The organism is Variovorax glacialis (assembly GCF_051216375.1).
In the GTDB taxonomy this organism is placed as follows: Bacteria; Pseudomonadota; Gammaproteobacteria; order Burkholderiales; family Burkholderiaceae_C; genus Variovorax.
In genome coordinates, this window is record NZ_JBPJZT010000014.1 from 105,080 (window position 1) to 126,821 (window position 21,742).

Consider the following 21,742-nt stretch of genomic DNA (forward strand, 5'->3'; position numbering starts at 1 on the left):
ACGCGGCAGCGGACTCTCCTACCATCCGTTGACACTGCCCACATAGACCCAGATCGCCTCGAGTTCGCCCGGCTTCAGCACGCCGCCCCACGCCGGCATGGCGCGCTTGCCCTGCGTCACCGACTCGACGAAGCGCGCCTTGTCGTCCTTCGGGAAGGTGCGCAGGTCGAAGAAGGCGCTGCTGCTCACAGCCAGGTTGATGCCGTGGCAGCGCACGCAGTAGCTCGTGTAGGCCTTGCGGCCGGCCTCCGGCGTGGCAGGCACGGGCGCGTCCTGCGCCTGCACGTGGCAGGCCGGGCCCAAGACGACGGCCAGCGCCGCCACTCGAATCAACGCCCTTGCATGTTCCCTCATCGTGACAGCGCGAAAGTCCACAGCGAACTGCCCGCGGGCACGTTCGCCAGTTCCGGATCGCCCGCCAGCGCGCCATAGACGGTAGCCGCGCCCGACATGATTGTGATGTAGGTGCGTCCATCCTTTTCCCACGCGATGGGGAGGCCGGTGATGCCACTGCCGGTCTGGAAGCTCCACAACTCCTTGCCGTCCTTCGCGTCGTAGGCCTTGAACTGGCCGGTCTGCGTGCCGGTGAAAACCAGCCCGCTGGCGGTGGTCAGCACGCCGGCCCAATTGGGCGACTTCAGCAGCACCTCCCACACCTTCTTGTTCGCCACCGGATCCCAGGCGACCAGCGCACCGCGGTTGCCGTCAGGCGGGCCGACGAAGCCTTCCAGCTCGAGCCCGAGCCACCAGTTCGGACCGCCCGGCCGCTTCTGCTCGACGTACTTGACCTTCATGCCCAAGTCGATGGTGTTGAAGAAAGCGAGCTTGCGGCCGGGGTCGTAGCTCATCGGCATCCAGTTCTTGCCGCCGTAGGCGCTCGGCCAGACCTCGACCGCGGCGGTGCCGATGGCGGTCTTGCGCACGTTGGTCGTCATGGGAGTGTCGATCGGCCGGCCGCTCGCCGGGTCGATGCCAGTGGCCCAGTTCACTGTGCGCGCGAACTGCTTGGCCGACAGCATCTTTCCGTTGGTGCGGTCGAGCACGTAGAAGAAGCCGTTGCGGTTGGCCTGCATCAGCACCTTGCCGCTGCCGGTGCCCGGCAAGTCGGCCAGCACCAGCTCGTTGGTGCCGTCGTAGTCATACGGGTCGCCGGGGCTGAACTGGAAATGCCACACCACCTCGCCGGTGGACGGCCGCAGTGCCAGCACCGAGCCGACATAGAGCGTGTCCGTGCCGCGCATGGCCGCGTTCCACGGCGAGCCGTTGCCCACGCCCCAGTAGACCAGGTCAAGGTCCGGGTCGTAGGTGCCGGTCAGCCAGGTCGGCCCGCCCCCGGTCTCGGCCATGCCGGGCTTCCAGGTGTCGGCGCCGGGCTCGTTGCCGGTGGCCGTGGTCCACCGGTGCCACTTGCGCTCGCCGGTCTTGAGGTCCCAACCGTCGAGGAAGCCGCGCGTACCGTATTCGCCGCCCGAGATACCGGTGATCAGCACACCGCCCGCGATCAGCGGGGCGTGCGTCATGCTGTAGCCCTGCTTGTAGTCGGCGGCCTTCATCTTCCAGACCTGCTTGCCGTCCTTCATCGACAGCGCGACCACGTTGGCGTCCAGCGTGGTGCGGTAGAGCACGCCGTCTAGCGCGGCCAGTCCACGGCTCTGGATGCCGCAGCACAGGTAGCCGTTGATGTCCGCCGGAAGCTCGACCGGCACCTTCCACAACTGCCGCCCGCTCACCGGATCGACGGCCAGCGTGTGCGAGTGGGTGGCGACGTACATCACGCCATTGACGATCAGCGGCTGGCTCGAAGCGTTGGCCGAGTTGTCCAGGCTCAGGTTCCACACCGGGACCAGTCCCTTCACGTTGCCGGGCGTGATCGCGCTCAGCGTGGTGTGCCGCTGCTGGCTCCAGCCGAGCCCGTAGGTCAGCACATCGCCAGGGGTGGAAGTGTCCCGCTGCAGGTCGCCGACGCTCTGCGCGCTGGCCACCGCTGAAGCGATCGCCAGCACCATTGCGATACGCCAACGGTGGACCCCGACGTGAAAGGCTTGCATGCTGTCTCCTCAATTGTGAGAGCGCACCTGATCCATTCAACTGCCGCGAAAGTGCGCGGAACAAGCAGCGCGCGGCGGCGCCACGAAATCGTCCGTCTTCCTCCGACCAAATCTCTTCGCGCCCTTTTCCTCGCAGCGCAGGCGCGCCCATTGTCGCGCGCCGCGGGACGCTTCGCCAATGGGCAGCGAGCGCGCCGATGCAAACTGCCAGTCGCCGGCGCGACACCAGAACACTTTTTGTCCCGAGTGGTGGTTCCACAAGAGTCGCCGGATACCTGATCGAAGAGGACCGCTTCGACGGCGCCATCCCCTGCAATCGACCGCCACCCGACATTCTTAATATCTATGCGATGTATTCGTCGATTTCTATTGGCGTACGTCATCGAAGGAGTGATGATCTTGGCCACCGCGTCGTCAACGACGAGCGGAGATCCCGATCCCAGCGACATGAAGGCAACGCGGACCTGCGCCCGAGCGCACTCCAGTTGCACCAGTCTTCGCTTCCCTTTTTTGGCTCATCACGGCGTGCAGAAAGCGACGACGCCAGCTTGTCAACGCCGCCGCCCGCCACGGCTCAGGTAGCGCACCAACCACATCATCAGGAGACCCGCAGCGTGACCCATCGTTCTTCCACCCGACGTAATGCCGTCGCACCTTTCTGCCGCGGCATTACGTCGCTCGCCCTTGGCGTGCTGTCGTCGATCGCCTGTGCACAGGCGCCGGTTGGGGCGGCGCGCTTCGCGCCGGAAGTTGACAAGCTGATCGCCACGAACTATTCGGGCGTTGAAGCCATGTACAAGGACATTCATGCCCATCCCGAACTGGCGCTAGAAGAAGTTAACACCGCCAAGAAGCTTGCTGTGGCGATGCGCGAACTTGGATTCGAGGTGACAGAAGGCGTTGGAAAGACTGGCATCGTCGCGATGCTGCGCAACGGAGCCGGCCCCACGATCATGGTTCGCACCGAACTTGATGCACTGCCGATGGAGGAGAAAACAGGCCTCCCGTATGCGAGCAAAGTCAAGACGAACTACAACGGCAAGGAAACCTACGTCGCGCATTCCTGTGGACACGATCTGCATATGGCAGCATGGGTAGGGACCGCCAAGACGCTCGTCGCGCTGAAGGACCGTTGGCACGGCACGCTGATGTTCATCGCACAGCCCGCCGAAGAAACTTTGAGCGGTGCAAAGCCGATGCTGGCGGACGGCCTCTTCACGCGTTTCGGCAAGCCGGATGTGGCGTTCGCCCTTCACGCCTGGCCGATGGCCGCCGGCGAAATCGGCCTCAACTCCGGCCCGGTGCTCACGGGAAGCGACGCATTCGAAGCCCGGTTTTTTGGCCGTGGCGCGCATGGCTCCGCGCCCGACAAGTCGATCGATCCGGTGCTGATGGCCTCGCGCTTCGTCGTCGACGTTCAAAGCGTGATCAGTCGTGAGAAGGACCCTTTCCAGTTCGGCGTCTTCACTGTTGGCTCCATCCAGGGAGGGACGGCGGGCAACATCATTCCGGACGCTGTCGACCTTCGCGGGACGATCCGCAGCCTGGACAAGACCGTTCGCAGCAGGATGCACGACGGCATCCGGCGAGCCGCGAAGGCAACGGCACTCCTGGCCGCAGCCCCCGAGCCGGAGGTCAAGATCATCCCGGGCGTGGATTCTGTCGTGAACGACGCTGCCGTAGTCAACCGCACCGAAGCACTCTTGAAAACAGCATTCGATCCTGCAAATGTCAAACGCATGCCGCCAGCCACGCCAACCGACGACTTCGCCGAGTTCGTGAGCGAGGGCGTGCCGTCCATGTTCTTCTTCATTGGGGTGCTTGACCCGAAGGATGTGGACGCATCGCGCCAGCCCGGTGGTAAGCCGCTGCCCATCAATCACTCACCCTACTTCGCCCCGGTCCCCGAGCCATCGCTGAAGACTGGGATCAAGGCGATGAGTCTGGCGGTGCTCGGCTCCTTGATGCAATGAGTTGAGGCAAAACAAGTCCGACATCGTTGAGTTGATACGGAACCACAAACGAGGAAGCCGAACTTGAGCGAGCATGCCGTGACAGTCCTGATCAGCCGCAACGTCAAGACGGGTTGCGAAGCGGACTATGAGCGAGTGACGATGACCTTGATGGACGCCGCGGCCCGCGCACCGGGCTACCTGGGTGCCCAACTGGTGCATCCGGGCGAGGACCCGGAAGTCGAGGACACGATGTATCACGTCGTGCTGGCATTCGATCATCAGTCCAACCTGAACTCGTGGCAGATCTCTGCGGAGCGCAAGCAAGGGATGGCAGCGCTGGCGCCGTTCATCGAAGGCGAGCCCAGTTTCAAACCGATGTCGGGACTGGGACTGTGGTACCGCACCAAGCTCCCAAATCCACCGCGCTGGAAGGTAGCAGTGGTGACGTGGTTGGGGATCTTCCCCACAGTCTATGTGCTTTTCCTGCTGACAGGGGACTTGTTGAAGTCGTGGTCGCTGCTGCCCCGCACAATCGTTCTGACGCTCTTCGTGGTCGGGGTGATGACATGGGTTGTGGCGCCGCAGCTCACCAGAATTTTCAGGCCTTGGTTATTGTCACATCGCTGAGACGTATGCCTTGCGTGCTGTCAGGTATATGCGCAACGCTTGTTGATGGTGGTAGGTATGCAAGATCGGATTCTGTTTGCGCGGCGCCCATGCTACCGCCCTCCTTGCAGCTAGCCCCGGAAGGCCGCCCACATGTTCATCACACCCAGGTCCGCCACCGTGACAAGAAACGCGGCAAGCACCAAAGAGAAGCGATCGTTGAACGACTCGACGAAGGCAGCCTGCAGATCCTGAGCATTGCCAGACAGGCGAGCGCCAGTCTTTTGAGGAGTTCGTCAATTCAAGTATCTGGGCGTGGGCACAGGGACGCCGTTGCGAGGCGTCTCGATACAGGCAAAGCTGGTCGCCTTCGCGGCGTCGCCGCCCAGATATTTCGGGATCGCGGGATAGGTGCAGATGGGGCGCTCCATGGCGATCGCACTCCCCGATGGATCCGAGTACCGCGTGGCAATCAGGCTGTCCGGAGCGCTGTTGTTCTCAACCCAGTCGACGAGCTTGAGGATTACGTCGTGATCCTTGTCCTTGGGGACGAACGATGAGTAAGCTTGGCCAAAATCTCCCAGACCGGCCCCTCCCGTGATGCTGCTGCAATGGCCCATGCCGGGCACTTGGTAGAAACGGAAAAAGCCTTGGGTATCGGCCAGCGAGCCACCCTGGGCTTGCACCACGCGCTCGTAGTATTCAATGGGGCTGGAGAACGGAACACCAGGATCGGCTGTCCCGTTGTACATCATCAACTTGCCTCCCGATGACCTGAAGCGCGACAGGTTCGCATCGTTGGCATTCAGGATCGGGGCCAGAACGGAGTCGACCTTGTCCATATCCTTGTCGAAGTCGAAGTTCGTGTATTGCCAGTCGGCTCCCAGCGCCCACTTGAACATGTAGAGCTGCTGCAGCGGCCATGAAACAGTGTCGCCCTGGAATGCAAGTCCAAAGACTGCGCTTTCCGATCCGAGAACTAGGCCCGAAAAGATTCGTTCGTTGGTACGAGGGTTGACCGGGCCATTCCAGGCGCCCTTCAGGGCCGTGAGCTGCGGTGCGGTGAGACACGCGTCCGTCTCGGTGCCGCTGCACTTCGGCAGGGTTTCCGGATCGAAGGTGCAACGTCGCGGATCCGTCAAGAATTTGTCTGTCGGCGCGCCGCCGTCGGTTCCGACGCAAGCGGCGAGAACCTTGCTCGTGATCATGTCGAGCTGTGCCTGCGAGAGCTTCGCACCGGGGGCGTTCAGCATTTGCAGATTGCTCAGGAACATGGTGTGAAGATGTGTGCGGTTGTTCGCGGGCGCGCCTGCGAGGATTCCGTTGTAGTCCTCGGGGTAGCGCTGGGCTATCGTCAGCGCTTGCTGGCCGCCCGTTGAGCATCCCGAAAAGTAGGAGGTCTTGGGCGGCGATTGATAGTAGGCGGTCGTCAGTGCCTTGCCGGCGAGCGCCATCTCGTGGTTGGCGCGGTATCCGAAGTCACGCCAACGCTCGGGATGATCGACGAGCTGGTTCGGGTCCGGGCTAGTGCCGAGATCCGTGTTGGCGGCCGCGAATCCGCGCTTGAGGCCCTCTGCAATTCCGGTGTTGTAGGCGATGGATCCCGCCCCGCCGCCGTTGCCCGTGCCAAGGAAGCGGCCGTTCCAGTTCTGGCGGGGGAGCCACAGCTCAACGTTGACGTTCGAGTCAGCGCTGGGTTGCATCGTCATGAGGACTCTGCAAAAAGCTGGCAACCCAGTCACTGGCGCCGGCTGACCGGGTGGGGTGTAGTCGCCGGCAGGAATGGCAGCAGCAGACTTGACCGTTCCGCCGGTGAGCTTGGTGCTCGCGAGACTCTCGCATGAGACCTTCTCGCTGGTCGATGTTGGCAGCGTCCCGCCATTGATGAAACCTCCTCCATCATTGCCATGCCCACCGCCGCAGGAAGCGGCCATGAGTGCCGCAGCCGCCACGGCGACAGTAGATGCCCGACGATGACCGCGGCCCTCGGCGGGATGTTCGAGGACGCTACGCGTTGTATGTACTGGGGCCATTCTTGTCTCAGCTGATGATGTTGAAGAAGAGATGCAGGGCGTCATCGCATAGATGCAACCGGACCAGGTGCCTTGGCGAGATGGCCCGGTCGGAGCGCGGTCGCTAGATCGGATACTGCTGTACCGAGGGTTCAATCGTGATCCATTTCAGCTCGGTGAATTCATCGATCACGGCTCGGCCATCGAAGCGGCCGTAGCCGCTGTTCTTCGTCCCACCGTAGGGCGCCTGCGCCTCGTTCTGAACCGTGGATCCGTTCACGTGGCATGCCCCTGTGTCGATCTGGAGGGCGACGTCCAGAGCCCGCATCACGTCCTTACAGAACACCCCCGCGGAGAGCCCGTACGCCGTATCGTTCGCCACTCTGACGGCCTCATGATCACCATTGACCCTGACCACCGTGGTGATGGGACCAAAGGTCTCCTCGTCGTAGATCGCCATGTCGCTCGTGACGTGGTCGACGATCGTCGCGGGCATGGACGCGCCATCGGCATGACCACCGCAGGCGAGCTTGGCGCCTTTGGAGATCGCATCGTCGATCAACGCATTGAGTCGAGTTCCCGACTGTTTAGACACCATCGGACCGATCACGCATTGCGGGTTCTTCATCGGGTCGCTGGCAACGAGGTCCCTCGCACGCGCAGCAAACTTGGAAACGAACTCGTTGGCAATCGCTTCGTCGACGATGATGCGCTCGGTCGACATGCAGATCTGCCCCTGGTAGAGGAACGACCCGAAGACGGCGGCCTTTACCGCCTCGTCCACGTTGGCGTCCTTGAGCACTACCAAGGGAGATTTCCCGCCCAGTTCCAGCAGGCACCGCTTCAGGTGTACTGCCGCCTTCTGCGCGATGATCCGTCCCACGCGAGTGGAGCCAGTGAAGTTGATGCGTCGCACCGCCTTGTGAGATGCTATGGATGCCTCCCTCCCGAAGGGGAAGGAAATTGAAATGCAGAGATGGAGCACCCATTGATCACCAAGAGCCGCGCCCAGGAAACGGGTGGATCCTCTGATGGATACGGCATCGAAGTGCCCAAGGCGTGATAGACCGAGGTCTTCACAAACACCACAGAGGATCCGCTGTGAATCGTAATACAGGCATGAATGCGGGACAAATCATCGGCACCATGAACGGCCAGGTGGTCGTCGGGTTGGACATCGCTAAGCAGGTCTTTCAGCTGCACACGGTGGACATGGGCACGGGTGAGATCGTCAACGTGCAGATCAAGCGAGCCAAGGTCATGGAACACTTTGCCAATCGCCAGCCCTGTCTGATCGCCATTGAAGCCTGCGGCGGTGCGCATCACTGGGCGCGTGAATTGACGGGGCTGGGCCACAGCGTGCGCCTGCTGCACGCCAAGGCGGTGCGCCCTTTCGTGAGCGGCAACAAAACCGATGCGACGGATGCTCGAGCAATCTGGCTAGCCGTGCAACAGCCTGGCGTCAAAATGGTGGGCATCAAGACGGCGGCCCAGCAAGCCACGCTCGTGCTGCATCGCCAGCGAGAACTCATGATGAAGATGCGCATCATGCAGACCAATGCCCTGCGCGGGCTGCTGTATGAATTCGGTGCCACATTCGCCAAGGGGCACAGGGCCCTGTTGAGCGAGGTCGAGCAGGCACTGGTTGATCTGAGTGCCGATTTGCCTCAAATGGTGGCCGACAGCCTGCGCGAGCAAGTCGCCCGCATCAAGGCATTGAGCCAAGACATGCAGGCCATCGAGAAACGACTCTCGCTGCAACTCAAGGCGGATCCGCATATGCAGCGCATTGCCGAGATCCCAGGCATCGGATTGCTTACGGCAACTGCGGCTATCGCCACCATGGGCGAGGCGAGCGCATTCAAGTCAGGACGCGAATTCTGCGCTTGGCTTGGATTGGTTCCCTCGCAGACCGGCTCCGGCGGCAAGGTGCGTCTGGGGTCCATCTCCAAACGTGGCGACACAACCTGCGCACATTGCTCATTCACGGCGCCAGAAGCGTGCTGGCGCATTCCAAGGAGCCCGGGCCGTGGCTCGAAGGGCTCAAGAGCAGAAGGCCCGCCAATGTCGTGGTCGTGGCCCAGGCGGCCAAGACTGCCCGAACGATCTGGGCGGTGACGGCCAGGCAGCAGGATTACCAAAGAGGCTTTCGAAGCGTCAGGCCGCATGCGGCGTGAGGCCGAGAAGTTCAGTGAACAACCAACCTCAACCGAAAGGATATTTGTCCAGTCTTCGTAAGGGCAGTGAGGCAGCAACGAGTGAAGTGATGTGAAACAGGTCAGACCGGGACGAGCTAAACCTGAACTGATTGCCGGACATAAAAAGTCCGTCCCTGAGATGAGGTGCTTGTCAGCGGATATGCATCGGGGCCAGCGGGCAAGCCTGGGAAACCAGACGAACCATGCAAACAAGGCCGAATATAAGGATGCAGCCGACTTCTTCGCAACATGACACGAATTCTTCTTGCTCTCCGGGAGGCATCCATATAAGCAATCAGTGCGTCGATCACCTCGGGTGCATCCTTCGGGTCGTTGGTCAGGAAGTTGAGCACGCCATCCGGCAGCCCTGCATCCATCAAGGCCTCCGCGACGAGCATGTGGGTCCGAGGGCTGGCTTCGGACGCGCGAAAAACGACCGTGTTTCCGCACATCAGCGGGTACGCAATCGCTCGCGCGGCCAAGACCACAGGGCCGTTCCAAGGCACGATGCTCAGCACGACCCCGACCGGTTGGCGCACCGTCATGGACATTGCCCCGGGCTTGTCGGTGGGGATCGTCTCGCCCTGGATCTGTGTGGTCAGCGACGCGGCCTCGCGAAACAGATTGGCCGCAAGGACGACATTGAAGCCGGCCCACAGGGCGGGCGAACCGACCTCGGCCGCCATCGTTTCGATGAACTCCTGCGTGCGGGCTTCCAACACATCTGCCGCCTTGAGGAGAATCCGACGCCGCTCGGAAGGCGGCGCGTGTCGCCACGTCTTGAAGGCGGTGCTGCCCGACTCGACGGCCCGGATGGCATCGTCGACGCTGCCTGCAGCAGCACGCGTCACCACGTCTCCACTGGTGGGGTGATGACGCTCGAAGGTGGCGCCGCCTTCGGCTTCGCTTTTCAGGTTGTCGATGAGAAGTTCGGATTCCATGATGTGCGTTCCAGGTCTGGATTTCGGAGAATGAGTTGGTGGAGGGCGAGCGATGTGTCCGACGAGTTCACGCGCTCTTATTCAGGATCTCTGCCATGCGCTCGCGGATGAGCGCGCAGGTCGCCATCGTCGCGACGCCGGGGATGCGCGGCATGATGGAGCTGTCGGCAATCCGCAGGTTGTGCACGCCATTCACGCGCAGCTTGGCGTCGACGACGGCTCTCGCGTCCTTGCCCATGCGGCATGTGCCAACCTGGTGGAAATAGGTCGTTGCGCCGTCCCTTATGAAGTCGTCCATCGCTTGACCGGTGAGCTTCTTTCCCGGAGCGACCTCGCGCTTGGCGAAATTTCGCATCGCCGGCGAATTGCCGATCTCGCGGCAAACCTCGATCCCGTAGGCAAGCGCCTTGACGTCGTCGGGGTGGCTGAGGAATCGCGCGTCCACGATCGGTCGATCGGCGGGATTGGCCGACCGAAGCCTGACTTCGCCACGGCTCTTGGGCGCCGTCAGCCCAGCACACAGCGCCCAGCTCGTGGGCGGTGGTGAATACTGCTTTGCCACGACCTCGCTTGCGTACGGCAATTCAATTTGCACCAGGTTCAAGTCCGGGGTCTGCAGATCCTTCTGGCTCTTGATGAAGCCCGAGGCGTTGGCGGCGCTGTTGCGCAACGGCACGTGCTCGTTCGGCTCCCAGATGCAACCGCCGTGCAGTATGTGGTCCTGGAAGTTTTGCCCAACATCCGGGGCATGAACGAGCGTCTTGAGGCCATGCGTGCGCAGTTGTGCCTCATCGCCGATGCCGCTGAGCATCAGCAGCTTGGGCGTGTTGATGCCGCCCGAACTGAGGATGACTTCGGACTTCGCCTGGATGCGAATGGGCGCCCCGTCGCCGCGGCGGAGCTCGACGCCAGTGACACGCGTGCCGGAGAAGACCAGTCGGTCAACCTGCGACTTCACCAGCACCGTGACATTCTTGCGCGCCAATACCGGATAAAGGTAAGACCGCGCCATGCTTTGGCGCCGTCCGTCGCGAATGATCTGGTTCATCAGCGCGAAACCGCCATCGCCTACCTCGCGTGCGCCGTTCAGTTCGTCCAGTACCGGCATACCCAACGAGCGGCAGGCCGCCAGCATGGCCACCGCAGCGGGGTGCGGATCGTGTGCCGGTTGGCACCACACCGGGCCGCCTTTGCCCCGGTAATGCGCATCGGGCTTGCCCTGCCAGTTTTCCATGCGCCGGTAGATGGAGAGACCGTGCTCATAGCCCCAGGCGGTGTCCCCACTCTGTTCGGCCCAGTACGCCAAGTCATTTTTGAAGGGGCGCGCCCAGATGGTGGCATTGATGCTGCTCCCGCCGCCCACCACCTTGCCCATGTGTTCGGGGATGGCCCGGTTGTTCGTGCTGGGCGCCGGAAGCGCAACGTCTTGCCAATCGCGTTCCGTGCCCAAATTCGTGAACCAAAGGCCCGGATCCATCACCGATGGCGCCGTGTCCCAATCACCAGCCTCGATCATCAGGATGCTGGCGCTTGTCTTCGCGGCCAAGCGTCCAACAAGTGCTGAACCCGCACTGCCCGTTCCAACCACGATGTAGTCGTAGGCCTGCTGCAAGGAAGCCGATCGCTTGGCCTGGTTCTCGCGCACGGCGTCCAGTTCGTCGGCCAGCGCTGCCAGCCCCGTCGTCGCAAGCCCGGCCGCAGCGGCCGCACGGATGAAGCCTCGCCGGTCGAGCTTGCCCGCGATCAGGGCGCGTTCCAGGCGGTCCAGTTGCGCATCGTCTGTCGTTCTTTGAGAGGCATAGGGAAAGGGTCGCATGCGGTTGTCTACCTTCGGTTTCATGGTGAGAAGTTCATTCCTTGAATCCGCCACGGTGGCGCGGCTCACAGGAAGGTCACGAAGGTATGTGACTCGGCACTTCGCCAGACATATCGGGTAAACCCGCCTCGCCAATCTGTTCCATTACGGAACAGAAATGCGGTCTTCAAGCCGACGATTCAGGCTACTGCTGACGGCCGAGTCGCCGATAGATCAAACCGCGCGAGACGCCCAGCTTCCTGGCTGCCTTGGCGACGTTTCCGCCATAGCGGTCCAGCGCTTGCTCTATGAGATGCTTGCTGCAATCACGCAGATCCACGTCCGGACTCTCGTCGCCTGCCTGACGCGAGTTGCGCCTGGGCTTCGGCCGGTCTATTCCCACGGTTGCATCTCCGGGGACCTGCTCGCTCGCCGCACCACCTGCATTTGCCGGTGCAATTGCTTCGACCTCGCGCGGCATGACTGTCAGCGCCGCGTCTTGCCAGCCCTGTACAAGGTTCCGGTGGCCATCGAGCGCCCTCATCTGGGCACGTGCCCACACCATGAGTCCGTTTGAGAGGAGCAGGAAGGCGGAATCCGTTTCGGGCAGTGAAGCAAGCCGCGAGAAGCTCGCGCCCATACCGGCCTCGGCCGAAATGCGCTCATCGTGTGCACCCGGTGTCGAAGGCAGCCCCAGGAGCCGGGCCGCAGTGCCATTCATCCACGCAAGCTCGCCTTTCCGGTCGATGCCGACAAGCGCTGCAAAGTGTGAATCGAGCAGCTTCGCATCGACCTGAAAGCGAACAACGAGATGGTCGGCGGACTGCGAGATCAGCAATCGGTTCTCGATGCCGGCCGCGTACAGACCGACCACGATGGAAGCTTCGAAGCGAAAAGGTATTGCCTCGCTCGAGATGTCCAGTACGCCTGCAACCCTGCCATGTGTGTCGCGAATGGGCGCCGCTGCGCAGTGCATTTCCTTGACCGAGTCGAAGAAGTGCTCGCCAGCGAAGACAGACACCGCTTGCCCGGTGCGCGCCGCCACGCCTGGCGCAGTAGTACCCACCGCTTCCTCGCAGAGGTTGACACCCGTGCGGGTCGCGATGGGCATCAGCATCTCATGGGCTCGCCCTACACACGTGGCGCCGATCAGGACGCCGGTTGGGTCCGTCAGCATCGCCGCGCACGATGTGGTTCCCAGCACGGCCTGCAACTGCGGCAGCTCGTCCAGCCATGCAGTCATCAGGTCGCGATGCTTCTGCAGTGCGAGATGGGTCCGGCTGGTCGATACCGGCTCGAATTCGACTTTCTCGGCCGGACTCGCGTGGAAGCGCTGGCAGCGCGCCCACGACTCGTAGACGGCCGCGCTCACGATGCCTGAGGGCAATTCCCCCTCTTCGAAATAGCGCTGGCGGGCCAGGGCGATGCGCTCGCTCCTGGTATTGAAGAACAACGATCGCCCGGGTGCCGTCATGTGCGCAAACCGCCTACGCCGGGTCGCCCACCTGCGAACGATGTGCGTGCAGCGCCTCGAAGATGGGCGAGTCACTGAACCGGAACAGATCGAGCGTCGAATCGCTGGCTGCATCGCAGCGCGCCGTGAAGGGCGCCCACGAGGGAACCACGAACATGTCGCCGCGCCGGACGTTCCACTGCTTGTCGCCCACGGTGACGCTGCCGGTCCCTTCGAACACCTGATAGACCGAGGACCCGACTTCTCGGTGCGTCAGCGTGGAGGCGCCTTTCCTGAGGCGATGCATCTCGGTGCGCATGGTCGGCAGCACATCGCGCCCGTTGCTGGGGTTCGTGAATCGCACGGCCGCATGTCCCGGACTCAGCGTCGCCGCATGGCCCTCCTCTTCAAGCGCCAACTGGTCGGCCAGCGCACGGTCAGTGTCGACCCAGCGATAAGCCAGCAATGGCGTGGCCGACGGTGCGTCGGGTTGCGACAGCGGACGCAAGCCCGGGTGGCCCCACAGGCGTTCGGAACGGGAGAACTCCGGCGTGGTCATCTCGACCGTGCCGACGCGCTCGCGCCCGAACTCGAAGAACTGGGATTCCGTGTAGTACGAAAACGGAATGTCCAACCCATCGATCCACGCCATGGGCGCACTGGCCGCGTTGTGATGGGCATGCCAGTTCCAGCCGGCTTGCGGCAGGAAGTCGCCCCGGGACATCCGCACCGGATCACCGTTGACGACCGTCCACACGCCCTCCCCCTCGACCACGAAGCGGAACGCATGCTGCGTGTGCCGGTGCTCCGGCGCGTTCTCGCCCGGCATGAGGTACTGGATGGCCGCCCATAGCGTGGGCGTCGCGAAGGGCCTGCCGCCCAAGCCCGGATTCGCGAGCGCAATGGCGCGCCGTTCGCCCCCGCGGCCGACCGGCACGATGCGGCCCGCTTCGCTGGCCAGTTCCACGAGCCGGTCCCACCGCCACAGGTGCGGCATGGCCTTGCTGCGCGGGTTCTGCGGCATCAGATCGCCGATCTCGGTCCAGAGTGGGACGAGCAACTCGCTCTCGAAACCACGGTAGAGCTGTTCCAGCGCGGGACTGGGATCGGGCTGGCCTTTGGCGGCAACCGCCTTCAGGCGCACGGGGGACGGCATGGCTTCGACGGTCATGGGTGTGTTCCTCGCGCTTATTCGGCCGGGCCGACGTTGAGCGTGATCTCGCCCACGCCCGCGACGCTGCCTTCGATGCGGTCACCCGGTTGCAGCGGACCGACGCCTTCCGGTGTGCCGGTGAAGATCAGGTCGCCCGGCTGCAAATGATAGAAAAGCGAGAGATCCGCAATGATCTCGCGGATGTTCCAGATGAGCTTGTCGAGATCGGACTTCTGGCGTGGCTGGCCGTTCACCGTCATCTCGAGTGCGCCCTGCTCGAGCACCGTGCCTTCCATGGGCACGACCTCGGAGACGACCGAGGACTCCTCGACGTCCTTGCCCAGGTCCCAGGGGCGCCCCTTGTCGCGCGCAACCAATTGCAGGTCACGACGTGTCATGTCCAAGCCGCAGGCATAGCCGTAGACCAGCTTGTGCGCGTCTTCCTGCGACACGCGGAAGCCCGGCGCGCCGATGGCCAGCACCAGCTCCATCTCGTGGTGATAGTTCTTCGTCTCCGGCGGATAAGCCACGGTCGCGCCCGACTCGACCAGCGTCTGCGGCGCCTTGGTGAAGTAGAACGGCCGCTCGACGCTCTTGTCGACAGGCTTTCCCATCTCTACCGCATGCGCGTGGTAATTGCGCCCGACGAAGAACAGACGGTTGATGGGCAGTCGCTCAGTCTTGCCGCGCACGGGCAACGACTTGATGGCAGGAGGAGTCCAGAGATAAGTGGTTTCGGTCATGATGTGTTCTTTGTGGTGGGTGTAGTTTGGGATCAGGCGTGGGTGTGTGCATTGCGTGCAGCCGACGCGGCCGCTTCCGAGGCCATGGCCAGCCTCGCCGCGTGCTGCACCGATGCAGACTTGCGGTGATCGATCAGCAGGACGGCCAGCATGCCAATGGCGCCCGGTATCGCAATGGCGAAGAAGTTCTGCTGCAGTGGCAGCTTCAGGCTGACCAGCACGCCGATCACGATGGGCGCCAGGATTGCGCCGCCGCGACCGATGCCCAACGCAAAGCCCAGGCCGGTGGAGCGAATCGCCATCGGATAGAACTGCCCGGTGTAGGCGTTGGCCACGATCTGCGTGCCGATGGTCGAGGCCCCCGCCAGCGCCACTACGATGAACAGGAGTTCCTGCGGCATGGCAAAGCCCAGCAGGCTGATCGACACGGCAGCCAGTGCGTACATGGATGCCAACACGGTCTTGATGTGGAACCGGTCGGCCAGCCAGCCGCCGCCGACGGCGCCAACGATGGCCCCGACGTTGAGCACCAGCACGAAAGTCAACGCGGAACCCAGGCTGTAGCCGGCACCGGCCATCAGCTTGGTCAGCCAGGAGCTCAGTGCGTAAACCATGAACAGGCACGTGAAGAACGCGATCCAGAACATGATGGTGCTGAAGCCCCGGCCCTCTGCGAACAATTGCCGTGTCGGGGCGCCATGCGCCTTGTCCCGTGCAGGCACGGTGAGTTCGTCACTGGCTTTCGGTTGGTAGGTCGGCTCGACCCGGGCCGCGATGCACTTGAGTTCCTCGTGCCGCCCCTTGGCGAGCAGAAACGGCATCGACTCGGGCAGGGACTTCAGGATGAAGGGGATCAGCAGTACAGGCGCCGCAGCCGCGAAGAACACCGACTGCCAGCCATAGCTCTCGATCAACCCCTTGCCCAGCAAGGCCGCCAGAATGCCTCCAACCGCGTAACCGCTGAACATCAACGTGACCAGCGTGGCGCGCACCTTCTTCGGCGCGTATTCGGTCATGTGTGCAACCACATTGGGCATAACGCCGCCGATGCCGAGCCCGGCCACAAAGCGCGAGGCGGCGAATACCAGTGGGTCCCGTGCGAGCGCGGCGGCGGCCGTGAATACGCTGAACAAGGTGATGCACACGACGATGGACCAGCGCCGCCCAATGCGGTCCGCCAAGGTACCCAGGAAGATGGCACCGAAAGCCATCCCGAACAGTGCCGAGCTCACCATGAACCCCGCTTGCGTAGGGTCCACGCCGAGGTCTCTCATGATAGATGGCAACGCGATGCCCACTACGGAGAGGTCGTAGCCGTCGAAGATGATGATCATGGCGCACCAGAACAGCACGAGACCGTGGAAGCGGTTGAAGCGGGCATCGTCCGCGAGTTGATGGACATCGATTTGGCGCATGGTATTTGTCTCGTTGGGATTCTTCAAAAGGGGCTGTGGTCAGCGCTTGGTCATTGCTTCGACATCGGCGTGGCCAGATCGGCCAGGCGCTCGTCATCCACGGGTTTGCGCTGCTCGATCAGGCGGCGTGCAAAGCGCAGGTCGCGCGCTGCGTTGTGCCCGATGGCAGCCTGCACCACGTCACCAGCCAGGTAGAACAGCACGAAATTGCCGCTCGCCTCGTCGACACGCCGCACTACGCGGTGCGCGGCGGCCGGCATGCCGTAGATCTGCAAGTTCATGCCGTACTGGTCAGACCAGAACCAGGGCAGCGGCTGGTAGTCCACGGTATGGCCGAGCGCAGAGCGCGCGGCGGCAATGCCCTGCTCCTGCGCGTTCTGCCATGACTCCAGCCGCAGCCGGCGCCCGGCCCAGGTGTTGGGTGCCACGGCAACGTCGCCCGCAGCCAGGATGTCGGGGTCGGAGGTGTGGCAACGGGCATCGACGAGCACGCCGCCATCGCATTCCAGGCCGGCCTCGCGCGCCAGTTCGTCGTTGGGTACCAGCCCGATGCCCAGCACGATCGTGTCGCAACGCAACGCGCTGCCGTCGGCGAGCAGAACTTCGGAGCGGCCGTCCGCGGCCCGCGCAAAGCCGCTGACACCCGCACCCAGCAGCACGCTTGTACCTTGTGCACGGTGCAACGCCAGCAGGTGTTCGGAAATCTGAGCCGGCACGGTCCGTTCGCACAGCCGGCTCTGAGTCTCGACGACGACCACCTCGGCGCCCTGCTGGCGAGCCGTGGCGGCCACCTCCAGGCCAATCCAACCGCCGCCCACTACCACCACGCTGCGGCCAGCGCTCAGCGCCGGTGCCAGCGCCTGTGCATCTTCGATGGTGCGCAGGGTGTGCAACGGCACCTGGTCGGCGCCAGGCAATGTGAGCTGGCGGGCGCGACCTCCGGTGCACAGGATCAGCTTGTCGTAGGGGACGGCCTCACCATCGGCCAGCAAAACCTGCTTGGTGGCGCGATCGATCCGAAGCACGCGGGCGCTCGGCCGCCAGTTCAGCCCTAGCGCCTCGAAGGCTTCGGCCTTCATCAAACGGGTGGTTTCGGGCAGTGCCGCGCCCGACAAGACGGCCTTGGACAGCGGTGGTCGTTCATGTGGCGGATGCGGTTCGTCACCGATCAACACCAGCCGGCCTGTGAATCCCTCGGCGCGCAGGGTCTGGGCCGCCCAGCCGCCGGCCTGGCCCGCGCCGATGATCACGATGTTCTGGATCACGCTGGCGTCCGCGCATGCGGCGGCCGCGACCTCAGGTCGCTCTGCAGTCATGGGGTTCTCCTTGGAGGCGTTACGTCAGTCGAGGGCGAGCCAGACGCGGCCGCCTTCGATCTTCACGGGGTACGACCGGATCGCTTCGGTCACCGGCGCGCAGGTGGGCTTGCCGTTGCGCACATCGAACTTGCCTTGGTGCAGCGGGCATTCGATTTCATGGCCTTCGAGAAAGCCCTCGCACAGGCGTGCATGGCCGTGCGTGCAGATGTTGTCGGTGGCGAAGATCTCGCCCTCGACGCTGTACAAGGCGAGATCCTTGCCGGCCACGATCATGCCGATGACATCATCGGCAGGCACGTCTTCGACGGTTGCTGCGTCGGTCCAGTTCAGTACGGTCATGGCGTGCCTCAGATCGGATAGATGATGGAGTTGGGGATCATTTCGCTGTCATAGATGACCTGACGCGAAGAGAACCTGAGCCCCGCTTCGGTACGCACGACGACATCGATATAGCGGCCGACGTTGAACACCGATGACAGCTCGGAGAGCTTGGTGCGGAACACCGCGTAGTTGGCTTCGCATTCGAAGCGATCGGCCTCGGCCTTCTTCACCAGCGGAGCACCCACCACGTGGCGCTGGTAGTACGGGTCGTGGAACAAGGTTTCGCGAATGCCGTAGACGCGGTCCTTGAGCATGCCCTTGCTCTCGAACGAGAGCGTGGCCAGCGGAAAGCCGCGCTCGTAGTTTTCGCGCGGTTGCAGGCGATAGCTGCATTCGTCAGTGAAGAACTCCGGCCAAGCATCCCAATCGCCTGCGCTGAGGGTGCTGGCGTAGTTGGCGTAGAGCTGGATCAGTTCGAAGTGGTCCTGGAAGTTCATGATCTCAGGCCTCCATCACCTTGCGCCAGTATTCGTACATACCGCGTATCAAAGTCTCGGTAACCATGTGGTCGGTGTCGCCGACCTCGCGGCCGCCGAGTTCGGCGAGCGTGCGATGGAAGGGCTTCTGCTCGAACCCCTTTTGCGATAGCTCGATCACTTCACCGTCGTCTGCCGACACGAAGCCGGCGGGCCCGAAGAGGTTGGCTTGGCGCAGGCGCCGCTGCGTCATGGCTTCGTCGTCGTCCTCGAAGCCGAAATGCGTCCACACGAAATCAAACGCGCCGGGGCCGCTCGGCTGGATGTGCCGCGTCGACACGCTGTTGACTTGCTGCTGGAAGATGACGCTCGGGAACAGCGTCATCATCACGGCCGTTGGGCCGCCCCACCAAGGCTCGGGCACGATGTCCAGGAAGCGGTCGTCGTTGAGCTGCATGCTCTCCTTGAAGCTCGACACCTGCGTGACCTGATCGGCCTTGCCGCTGGTGCCGCGTGTCGAGATCATTGCGGCGTGGCGATGGTGATCGTCCATCTTGAGCTGCGATTTGTTGTCCGCACGCCAGAGGCCAAAGGTCACGAACCACGTGTGCAGCAGACCCGGGTGATATGGGTCCTTGATGTTCTCCTGCATCAGCTTCCAGTTGCCCGGAATGCGCTGGCGGTTGTAGCCGAGGATCTTCAGCTTGCGGCCGTTGAAGAGACGATCGAAGTAGCCGAGGATCGTCGGGCCCATGAAGTCTTCGAGCGATTCGATGTCGGGATCGAAGGACGCGAAGACCACGCCTCCGCGCACTGCAACCTTGAGCTTGTTGAGGCCGTGCTCGGCGGGCTTGAAATCGGCCGGCATGCCGCCGTTGATCTTGCCGTCCTGCTTCACGCCGCGGCGGAACGGCACGCCCTGAAGGTCGCCGTTGAGCGAATAATTCCACTGGTGATAGGGGCAGGTGAATCCTTCCGCCTTCTTGTTGCCATGGCGCTCGCGGCAGAACTGCATGCCACGGTGGGCGCACACGTTCTCGACTACATTGATCCCGCCCTCGGCGTCACGGATCATGATCACCGATCGCTCACCGACCACCGTGCGCTTGAAGTCGCCGGCTTCGGGGACCTCGGCTTCCAGGCCGACGTAGCACCAGTGGCTCTTGTAGAACAGACGCTCGAGTTCGCGTCGATGTTGGTCGGCCTCGGTGTAGGCCATGAAGGGTATGCGGCTCGTACCCTGGTCTGCCCAGTGGATCTGCTGGGGAAAGACCGCTGTTGCGTCATCCATGTTTGTCTCCTGTGTCGTGTTGTCTCACGACCGGCGTTGTGGGGTGAGCGAATGATCCTCGCTCCCGGCCCATCGTTCAATAGAATGCCGGCAATACACAAAATTGATTTGGCGAATGCGGGGCCACGATGGAACTCAATGAAATCGACCTCAACCTGCTTGTTGTGTTCCAGCAATTGCTGATCGACCGGCGCGTCTCGAAGGTGGCGACCAGCCTTGGGCTTTCACAGCCCGGGGTTAGCAATGCGTTGGCGCGATTACGCAAGCTCACCGACGACCCGCTGTTCCTGCGAACGCCCAAAGGCATGGAACCGACGCCCTTTGCGGAGCAACTTGCTGAGCCGACAGCCCGCGCCCTTCAGGTCATCCATGCGGCAATCAACCAGCGTGCGACCTTCGATCCGGCAACGTCAAAACGCGCCTTCACAGTGGGCATGACGGACATCGGCGAAATCTACTTCCTGCCCAAGCTGATGAAGGAGCTTGCGCGGATTGCGCCGGGCGTCTCGCTCAGCACGGTTCGAAACACTTCCGTTAACCTGCAGGACGCGATGGAGGCGGGCCACGTCAACCTCGCGATGGGATTGCTCCCCCAATTGAAGGGGGGGTACTTTCAGCGCCGACTCTTCAAGCAACACTACGTCTGCATGTTCCGGATCGGTCACCCACTCGACAAAGGCAAGATTTCCTTGAGCGACTTCTCCGCGGCCGAGCATGTCGTGGTCGTTTCGGAAGGAACCGGTCATGGCCAGGCCGATGAACTTTTGCGGCGGCAAAAGGTTACCCGCAAGGTCGTGCTGACCGTCCCCCATTACGTAGCAGTGGGGCACATCCTGCACGATTCCGACCTCGTCGCCACTGTACCGGAGCGCCTTGCACGGGCGTTGGTCACACCTTTTGGCCTGTCGTACGTTAACCACCCAGCGAAACTCCCCGAGATCACGATCAACTTGTTCTGGCATGAACGCTACAACAAGGATCCTGCAAATGTCTGGCTGCGGTCTCTGGTCACAGAACTGCACGGCGAGAGGGCCAGCAAGCAATAGCCGGCCGCCCGCCATTGCGGCGCAACCTTGCATCCGCGAATGCCGAGAAAAGGCGCACACCCGAACAAACAGTTGACGAAAGTCGCCTCCACATTGCTGAAATCTATGCGCTGTATTCAGCACATTCGATTGATCGATGTTGCAACCGGCGCAATGATCGGCTGTTCCATAACCCGGCTGCGCGCATCGGCGAGTGATCGGTCGCGCTTGCGCGCAGGACCTCTTCGAGCGTGCTGGGCAGCGACTGCATCCCCTACCCCGACCTCACCCAATGAAGCTCTACTCGTTCTTTCGCAGCGGAACCTCCCACAGGCTCCGCATCACCCTCAACCTCAAGGGCTTGGCCTATGAGCAAGTCGCGGTTGATCTGCGGCGTGAAGAGCACCTCGGCGACGCTTATAGATCCATCAATCCCCAGCAACTCGTCCCGGCGCTGGATGTCGATGGCGTGACGATGACGCAGACGCCCGCAATCATCGAATGGCTCGAGGAGCGTTATCCGCAAGCACCACTGCTGCCGCAAGATCCGCTCGACCGCGCGCACGTACGGGCGCTCGCCGCAATCATCGGATGCGACGTGCATCCGGTCAACAACCGGCGAATCCTGGAGACGCTGAGGCATCGCTTCGGGGCTGATCAGGCAGCGATCGACGAATGGTGCGGCACATGGATCAGCAGTGGATTCAGCGCGTACGAAGCCTTTCTGTCTGCCCGCGGTTCAGACCAAGGCTTCTCCTTCGGCGATGCACCGACGCTTGCCGACGCCTATCTCATCCCCCAGATCGAAAGCGCGCGACGCTTCAAGGTGGACTTGGCGCAGTGGCCGCGCCTGCTCGCGATCGATGAATCGTGCGGGAAGCTTGACGCCTTCCAGCGCGCTGCACCGGCGGCGCAGCCTGACGCGTCGTGAGAGAGGCCTGCGACGCCAGGCCAGCATTGCGCTTCCCATTCGTCAAACCTGCTTGGCTTC

Annotated in this window: 16 protein-coding genes and 3 pseudogenes; 5 read left to right on the top strand and 14 right to left on the bottom strand. The window is 62.8% G+C overall.

The features are described from left to right. Positions 1-18 precede the first annotated feature (18 nt). The gene (locus ACSFBL_RS27770; RefSeq protein ID WP_435519044.1) at positions 19-354 is read right to left on the bottom strand and encodes a c-type cytochrome; all 336 of its coding nucleotides are present in this window, start codon (positions 352-354) and stop codon (positions 19-21) included. Beyond that, the gene (locus ACSFBL_RS27775; protein WP_435519045.1) at positions 351-2,048 is read right to left on the bottom strand and encodes a PQQ-dependent dehydrogenase, methanol/ethanol family; all 1,698 of its coding nucleotides are present in this window, start codon (positions 2,046-2,048) and stop codon (positions 351-353) included. The genes ACSFBL_RS27770 and ACSFBL_RS27775 overlap by 4 nt, the downstream gene beginning before the upstream one ends. A gap of 668 nt (positions 2,049-2,716) precedes the next feature. Here ACSFBL_RS27775 and ACSFBL_RS27780 point away from each other — a divergent pair. Together ACSFBL_RS27780 and ACSFBL_RS27785 are read left to right on the top strand one after the other, a co-directional pair. Continuing rightward, the gene (locus ACSFBL_RS27780) at positions 2,717-4,021 is read left to right on the top strand and encodes an amidohydrolase (protein ID WP_435519088.1); all 1,305 of its coding nucleotides are present in this window, start codon (positions 2,717-2,719) and stop codon (positions 4,019-4,021) included. Between the two features lie 63 nt (positions 4,022-4,084). Then, on the top strand, positions 4,085-4,630 hold the full coding sequence (locus ACSFBL_RS27785; RefSeq protein WP_435519046.1) for a putative antibiotic biosynthesis monooxygenase: 546 nt from the start codon (positions 4,085-4,087) through the stop codon (positions 4,628-4,630). A gap of 275 nt (positions 4,631-4,905) precedes the next feature. Here ACSFBL_RS27785 and ACSFBL_RS27790 read toward each other — a convergent pair whose 3' ends face one another. Continuing rightward, positions 4,906-6,543, bottom strand: coding sequence for a tannase/feruloyl esterase family alpha/beta hydrolase (locus ACSFBL_RS27790; protein WP_435519047.1), 1,638 nt, complete (start codon positions 6,541-6,543; stop codon positions 4,906-4,908). A gap of 202 nt (positions 6,544-6,745) precedes the next feature. Then, positions 6,746-7,558 (bottom strand): annotated as a pseudogene (locus ACSFBL_RS27795) (aldehyde dehydrogenase family protein); the annotation flags it as partial. A gap of 209 nt (positions 7,559-7,767) precedes the next feature. Between ACSFBL_RS27795 and ACSFBL_RS27800 the strand changes: the two are divergent. Beyond that, positions 7,768-8,798: pseudogene (locus ACSFBL_RS27800) on the top strand (IS110 family RNA-guided transposase). Between the two features lie 293 nt (positions 8,799-9,091). Here ACSFBL_RS27800 and ACSFBL_RS27805 read toward each other — a convergent pair. The 10 genes and pseudogenes from ACSFBL_RS27805 to ACSFBL_RS27850 form a co-directional block, all read right to left on the bottom strand. After that, a pseudogene (locus tag ACSFBL_RS27805) lies at positions 9,092-9,760 on the bottom strand (aldehyde dehydrogenase family protein); the annotation flags it as partial. 67 nt (positions 9,761-9,827) lie between these two features. Continuing rightward, entirely contained in the window at positions 9,828-11,645 is a 1,818-nt protein-coding gene (locus tag ACSFBL_RS27810; RefSeq protein WP_435519048.1) for a GMC family oxidoreductase, read from the bottom strand. Positions 11,646-11,760: 115 nt separating this feature from the next. Continuing rightward, positions 11,761-12,927: a helix-turn-helix domain-containing protein gene (locus ACSFBL_RS27815; protein ID WP_435519049.1), complete on the bottom strand. Its 1,167-nt coding sequence runs from the start codon at positions 12,925-12,927 to the stop codon at positions 11,761-11,763. A gap of 115 nt (positions 12,928-13,042) precedes the next feature. Beyond that, positions 13,043-14,179 (bottom strand): cupin domain-containing protein, encoded by a 1,137-nt coding sequence (locus ACSFBL_RS27820; RefSeq protein ID WP_435519050.1) that lies wholly within the window; start codon positions 14,177-14,179, stop codon positions 13,043-13,045. Positions 14,180-14,196: 17 nt separating this feature from the next. Beyond that, the gene (locus ACSFBL_RS27825) at positions 14,197-14,904 is read right to left on the bottom strand and encodes a fumarylacetoacetate hydrolase family protein (RefSeq protein ID WP_435519051.1); all 708 of its coding nucleotides are present in this window, start codon (positions 14,902-14,904) and stop codon (positions 14,197-14,199) included. A 32-nt stretch (positions 14,905-14,936) separates the two neighbouring features. Then, the gene (locus ACSFBL_RS27830) at positions 14,937-16,319 is read right to left on the bottom strand and encodes an MFS transporter (RefSeq protein WP_435519052.1); all 1,383 of its coding nucleotides are present in this window, start codon (positions 16,317-16,319) and stop codon (positions 14,937-14,939) included. Positions 16,320-16,369: 50 nt separating this feature from the next. Further along, a complete protein-coding gene (locus tag ACSFBL_RS27835; RefSeq protein ID WP_435519053.1) occupies positions 16,370-17,635 on the bottom strand; it encodes an NAD(P)/FAD-dependent oxidoreductase in 1,266 nt (421 codons plus the stop codon). A 24-nt stretch (positions 17,636-17,659) separates the two neighbouring features. After that, a complete protein-coding gene (locus ACSFBL_RS27840; RefSeq protein ID WP_340339263.1) occupies positions 17,660-17,977 on the bottom strand; it encodes a non-heme iron oxygenase ferredoxin subunit in 318 nt (105 codons plus the stop codon). Between the two features lie 8 nt (positions 17,978-17,985). Then, positions 17,986-18,456 (bottom strand): aromatic-ring-hydroxylating dioxygenase subunit beta, encoded by a 471-nt coding sequence (locus ACSFBL_RS27845; protein ID WP_435519054.1) that lies wholly within the window; start codon positions 18,454-18,456, stop codon positions 17,986-17,988. Between the two features lie 4 nt (positions 18,457-18,460). Beyond that, a complete protein-coding gene (locus ACSFBL_RS27850; RefSeq protein ID WP_435519055.1) occupies positions 18,461-19,726 on the bottom strand; it encodes an aromatic ring-hydroxylating dioxygenase subunit alpha in 1,266 nt (421 codons plus the stop codon). A gap of 128 nt (positions 19,727-19,854) precedes the next feature. Between ACSFBL_RS27850 and ACSFBL_RS27855 the strand changes: the two genes are divergently transcribed. Both ACSFBL_RS27855 and maiA read left to right on the top strand, forming a co-directional pair. After that, positions 19,855-20,772 (top strand): LysR family transcriptional regulator, encoded by a 918-nt coding sequence (locus ACSFBL_RS27855; RefSeq protein ID WP_435519056.1) that lies wholly within the window; start codon positions 19,855-19,857, stop codon positions 20,770-20,772. A 271-nt stretch (positions 20,773-21,043) separates the two neighbouring features. Continuing rightward, the gene (gene maiA, locus ACSFBL_RS27860) at positions 21,044-21,682 is read left to right on the top strand and encodes a maleylacetoacetate isomerase (RefSeq protein WP_435519057.1); all 639 of its coding nucleotides are present in this window, start codon (positions 21,044-21,046) and stop codon (positions 21,680-21,682) included. Positions 21,683-21,742: the final 60 nt, after the last annotated feature.